This window comes from Microcoleus sp. T2B6 (genome assembly GCF_036700475.1).
GTDB lineage: Bacteria > Cyanobacteriota > Cyanobacteriia > Cyanobacteriales > Microcoleaceae > Microcoleus.
The window spans coordinates 1-4,961 of the sequence record NZ_JAUBOZ010000207.1; the positions used below are offsets into that span (position 1 = coordinate 1).

At 45.3% G+C, this 4,961-nt stretch carries 6 protein-coding genes; 2 read left to right on the forward strand and 4 right to left on the reverse strand.

The window, feature by feature from the left end; genetic code table 11:
* Positions 1-193 precede the first annotated feature (193 nt).
* Positions 194-550, forward strand: coding sequence for a hypothetical protein (locus tag QUA00_RS36200; RefSeq protein ID WP_333145436.1), 357 nt, complete (start codon positions 194-196; stop codon positions 548-550).
* Here the strand turns inward: QUA00_RS36200 and QUA00_RS36205 are convergent.
* The 3 genes from QUA00_RS36205 to QUA00_RS36215 form a co-directional block, all read right to left on the reverse strand.
* Positions 507-1,223 (reverse strand): TrkA family potassium uptake protein, encoded by a 717-nt coding sequence (locus QUA00_RS36205; protein ID WP_333413388.1) that lies wholly within the window; start codon positions 1,221-1,223, stop codon positions 507-509. The two genes, QUA00_RS36200 and QUA00_RS36205, sit on opposite strands and share 44 nt — an antisense overlap.
* 208 nt (positions 1,224-1,431) lie before the next feature.
* Positions 1,432-1,713 carry an Asp-tRNA(Asn)/Glu-tRNA(Gln) amidotransferase subunit GatC gene (gene gatC / locus QUA00_RS36210; protein WP_006635952.1) on the reverse strand — a complete coding sequence of 94 codons (282 nt, stop codon included), beginning with the start codon at positions 1,711-1,713 and terminating at the stop codon, positions 1,432-1,434.
* 162 nt (positions 1,714-1,875) lie between these two features.
* Positions 1,876-2,397, reverse strand: a complete 522-nt coding sequence (locus QUA00_RS36215) for a photosystem I assembly protein Ycf3 (protein ID WP_333039118.1) — start codon at positions 2,395-2,397, stop codon at positions 1,876-1,878.
* 636 nt (positions 2,398-3,033) lie between these two features.
* Between QUA00_RS36215 and QUA00_RS36220 the strand changes: the two genes are divergently transcribed.
* A complete protein-coding gene (locus QUA00_RS36220) occupies positions 3,034-4,359 on the forward strand; it encodes a hypothetical protein (protein ID WP_333413390.1) in 1,326 nt (441 codons plus the stop codon).
* A gap of 198 nt (positions 4,360-4,557) precedes the next feature.
* Here QUA00_RS36220 and QUA00_RS36225 read toward each other — a convergent pair whose 3' ends face one another.
* Positions 4,558-4,782 (reverse strand): hypothetical protein, encoded by a 225-nt coding sequence (locus QUA00_RS36225; RefSeq protein WP_015174403.1) that lies wholly within the window; start codon positions 4,780-4,782, stop codon positions 4,558-4,560.
* Positions 4,783-4,961 lie beyond the last annotated feature (179 nt).

Here is a 4,961-nt window from a genome sequence, read left to right on the forward strand (position 1 = left end):
GTGTTTTTACTGACAATCCCAGCTTTTTTGCGAAAACGCGCGAGCTTAAACAAAATGGTACACCGCATATTTGTCTATAAGTGTATCATTTTGTCTATTTATTCGCTACCTAGGGACTAGCTCCCTGGTAGGACAGGGATTAAGTTTACCCTGGCTAGTAAAACGACTAAAAATTAGCCGTGTTTCTGATGTAATGCAGGAAGCTGGGCAGTTACAGATTCAGTTGATCGCTTCCAAAGCGGCTCAAGATGAGCTAGATAGTTTGCTGAAATCTGGTGTGTTGCCGAAGGCAGTTTACGAAGAGTTATGGGCATCATATCAAGCACGAGTAGCACACTCTGAGCGAGTGCTGCGCGATCTCTACAATAAACATCGGGCCGGGCAAGTACAGGGCGATCGCACCGGGCTAGATACGATTCGGCGGCGATTGCTTCTAGCAGAAAAAGGAGCAGTTAGCGATGCCCTCCGCAAGCGAATTGTCCCAGAGGATCTGGTTCATCCTTACATCAAAGATTTGGATGAGAAACTTCTAACGTTGGCAGATGACTAGCGCGAATGCCAAGGTAATCAATCATCTGGTGAACTAGCTCTGGACGGGTGACGACCAAGATGGTAGAACCTGCTTCTAGAACAGTATTGCCGTTTGGAATCTCCAGATTGGCGCAGGCATGGCATTGATAACCAATAATCAGCGAACCTTTTGGAAAACGAGGGTCTTGAGCAATTTGAGCAACGGTGCGACCTGCCACATTGCAATCGCCTGGAACGGGCAGCTTTAGCACCTCGACTTGTCCTTGTTCAAAGTGCATCATCGATTCGATTTGAGGGTATTCAATCGCATTCGCCATTGTTGCGACTGCCAAATCAATCGTGCTGATGATGTGACTGGCTCCGGCAAGGCGATAGGCTTCCATGAATTCGCGATCGCGCATCCGCACCACAATATGGGAAATGCCATAGCTCCTGGATAGGGTGATGAGCGCTAAATTCAGTGCATCATCCCTGAGTGCTGCAACGACTGCGTTTGCTTGTTTAATTCCCGCTTCCAGAAGAACCGTTGTACTCACCGCACTGCCTTCAAATGCCATCACTCCGATTTTTTCACGAGCAAAGCGACAAGCCAGCGGGTCGGCATCGAGGATTGCAACCGTATGACCGAGTTTTAATAACTGCTGGGCTAAACCCAGCCCCATCATTCCTGCTCCACCAATTAATACGTACATGACTATTTGTCGCCCCAAAAATGAACTTTCCCGATCATCGCTATGAGCGATATTGTGTTGGGTTTCTATCAGTTTAATCGGCTTGTGGGGTGGCTTCTACCGGGCTTACTTATTACCTGTTCGACAGTTAATTTAATCGGGTTTTGGGGTAGGCATTGCTAGCCCGCCCCTCAAGGGATGTTCCTCAGTTAGCTGCGTAGGGGGAACCCTACATAATCTTAGGAACTTTAAAAAACTCCCCATCGCGATCGGGAGCTCCCTCCAAAATACTTTCTCCCTTAGCAAAAGGTTGCAAATCGTCCGATCGCATTACATTACTAACATCGATCGCCCGCGTTGTCGGCTGTACCTTACTCGTATCTAGTTCGCTCAACTGCTCAAAATAATCCAAAATACCGTTAAGTTGACCAGTAAACTGCTCTTCTTCTTCCGGCGTTAATTCCAATCTCGCTAAATTCGCTACTTTCCGAACTTCTTCTCTGTCAATCATAAAAATCGGGAATGGGGAATGGGGAATGGGCAATTGGGCATTGGGCATTGGGCATTGGGCATTGGACATAGGGAATTGGTTATTTGTTATTAGAGAAACGACTAACTACCAACTATTAACTACTAACTATGCCCTATGCCCCGTGCCCCATGCCCATCCTAGTTAAAAATACACATCAATTTGCGATCGGCCTGTCGTCTTCAGCCAATTTTGTACCTCAATGTAATTGTTTGGGGCCAAGCGAATAGCCTCCTTCCAATAATCCGCAGCTTTATCAAACAGCCCTTCCGCGCCTTCAATATTGCCAGCTTCCTTTTCCTTTTCCCCTTGATAGTGGTAAATTACAGCAATATTATTCAGTGCTTGTGGCATTCTCGGATTGAGATCCAAAGCCTCGCTGTAATATTCCAAAGCTTTATCGTGTTCGCCGTTGCTAGTATGGATCAGCCCCATATTGTACAAGACATAACTGCGATCGTAAGGATCTTCCTCCAGCTTCAGCGCTTCATGATAATTGTCCAGGGCTTCAGCATATTCGCCATCTGCTTGAGCTGACATACCATCCCGGTAATAAGCAAAAGCTTCCTTCGCCTGCTTTTTGGCTGGCATAATCTTGAGGATGATATCAGCCATTACCGTGAAACTTTTGTCAATAAAGTTATCGTTGCGTTGAGTTCTTGGCATATGCGATTCTTTGGTTAGTGGCTAATCCGAAAAATTAGCCTGTAAAGTTTTGCTATTAATAATTGCGCCACTGTTGTAGTGGGCCGTTGTGTTGAGGGCGCTAAAAAGTTTAGTCGATCGCAAGTGCGAACCTTAAAACACGCCCTTGGGTTTAACACCCGCGCAAGCTCTATCTATTTTATAGAAGTCTTGCAAGACTTGCAAAAAAACTAGATTTCTTTAACATATCTCTGGCACTCTACACAAAACTTACAAAAACCCGCGCCGAAGGGAAAAGTTCTGCTGGAGGGTGCAGGGGCCATCCTCTCCTCTTCGATGGCTTTCCTTCGGATTGCTTTGCTAACGCCAACGGGCGATCGCGCACCGTACCTTACTAACTGTACCCATAATCCACCCTCCTTGACCCTCAGAGCAAACAAGCAAAAGCAAATGCCGAAGAGAAATTCAATCACAAAGTTTTATTAAGCTATTCGAGTTCAGCCCATACTTAAAAGTTATTCGGCAAAACACTAGCAATATTTTGCCCCAAAGTCAAGGGCAGCATCAAAAAAAATCCGAAACCCGATCGCCAAAACCAGCTCGAATTCCCGCAATATATAATAAAAATAACCGGGTAATTTTCACAGAGAGAAACCTATGGCTCCGAATCCCACCATTATGCAAGCCGTCGAACAACTTGGCTACCGCGTTACGGTTGGAGACGTGGCGGCAAAAGCTGGATTAGATGTCAATTTTGCCCAGCGAGAACTGTTAACCCTCGCCTCCGAAGCAGGCGGCAACCTGCAAGTAGCAGAATCCGGCGACATTGCCTACCTATTCCCCAAGAACTTTCGAGATATTTTGCGAAACAAATTCTTGCGCTTGCAGTTGCAGGAATGGTGGCAAAAAATCTGGCGAGTTTTATTTTACCTGATTCGGATATCTTTTGGCATAGTGCTGGTAGCTTCCATCCTCTTAATTTTTGTTGCTATCACTATTTTAATCTCCAGTTTACTCTCCAGCAGCGACAGCAATAACAGCGGCGGCGGAGGAGACGGTGGTAGCGGGGGCGGCAGAGGCGGCGGCTTTTCCTTTTTTCCCTACTTCTGGAACGAGTTAAGCTGGATATTTTACTGGAACCATGACCAACCATACTACCAGCAGCGATCGCGCTTAACTGGCCCAAAACCCGAGATGAGTTTTCTGGAAGCAGTTTTCTCCTTTCTCTTTGGAGACGGCAATCCCAATCACAATCTAGAAGAGCGCAAGTGGAGCGATATTGCGACTGCAATTCGCAACAACCGAGGTGCCGTCGCCGCCGAACAAATTGCCCCCTATCTCGAAAATCTTGGACAGGGATACGCCCGAGAATACGAACAATATATGCTACCGACTCTCGCCCGTTTTGACGGCCGCCCCGAAGTCAGTCCCGAAGGGCAAATAGTCTACCATTTTCCGCAATTGCAAACCACAGCCACCGAGAGAAATTCTGAACCAGTAGCAGCTTATTTGCGAGAAATGCTGTGGCGTTTCAGCAACGCCAGTTCAGGACAAATCATGCTCGCAGCAGGGTTAGGAGCCGTCAATCTTGTCGGTGCGTTAGTTTTGGGGAATCTATTAACTAATAATTTAATCGTCGGTGGATTTATCGGTTTCGTCAGCGCTGTTTATCCCATGCTCCTAATTTACGGCGTCGGATTTCTCGCAATTCCTTTAATTCGCTACTTCTGGATTCAGTGGAAAAATAGCCGGATAGAAGCCCGCAATCAAGAGCGTCAGCAGCGAGCAATGTTATTAAACGAACCCGATGACAGCTTGCTCAAAAAACTCACCTACGCCCAGGAATTTGCAGCAGAAAACGTTCTGACAGGAGAAGACTTAGCTTATACAACAGAAACAGAATTAACGCAACAAGAACTAGAACAGTCAGCCAAAATAGATGCCGAATGGCACCGCAGGATCGATCGCTCGGACAACTTGTAATACTAATGAAAAAAAACAGTTGTTTGTTGTTAAGTTAGGTTGCACTAAAATCTTGCACCCTTTTCAAGAATAGGCAGGATGCCTGTTCCCCAATAAAATATCTTTGTTGTGTGTGGAACGGGCTTCTAGCCCGTTGCTAAGAAGGGTGAAAAGTGTCAATCTTTACTAATGCCATAGTTTTTTATACTCCGACTTTTATTAAATAAGCTTAGGGCGTTTAAAAATCAAACAATTTTGGTCATACTTCGAGTCGTGATCCAGAGCCACAAGTTCCCATCCCTCCTCCCCCAAATGATTGACAAATAGATGCAGCGAGCCTTGTTTCCAATCTCGCTGTTCTTCACCGTTTACATATAAACTAATCAGCTTGTTTCCAAAAGGATACATATTCGCATCCACAAATAAATACTCCCACTTTTGCATAGCAATCCTTAATGTAGTTAGTCATTAGTCATTAGTCATTAGTCATTAGTCAGTAGTCATTAGTCAGTAGTCATTAGTCATTAGTCATTAGTCATTAGTCAGTAGTCATTAGTCAGTAGTCATTAGTCATTAGTCATTAGTCATTAGTCATTAGTCATTAGTCATTAGTCATTAGTCAT

Bases quoted from the DNA above. Each gene is read 5' to 3' on its own strand.
- QUA00_RS36200 (WP_333145436.1), top strand. From the start codon at position 194: ATGCAGGAAGCTGGGCAGTTACAGATTCAGTTGATCGCTTCCAAAGCG.
- QUA00_RS36220 (WP_333413390.1), top strand. From the start codon at position 3,034: ATGGCTCCGAATCCCACCATTATGCAAGCCGTCGAACAACTTGGCTAC.
- QUA00_RS36225 (WP_015174403.1), bottom strand. From the start codon at position 4,782: ATGCAAAAGTGGGAGTATTTATTTGTGGATGCGAATATGTATCCTTTT.
- QUA00_RS36215 (WP_333039118.1), bottom strand. From the start codon at position 2,397: ATGCCAAGAACTCAACGCAACGATAACTTTATTGACAAAAGTTTCACG.
- QUA00_RS36205 (WP_333413388.1), bottom strand. From the start codon at position 1,223: ATGTACGTATTAATTGGTGGAGCAGGAATGATGGGGCTGGGTTTAGCC.
- gatC (WP_006635952.1), bottom strand. From the start codon at position 1,713: ATGATTGACAGAGAAGAAGTTCGGAAAGTAGCGAATTTAGCGAGATTG.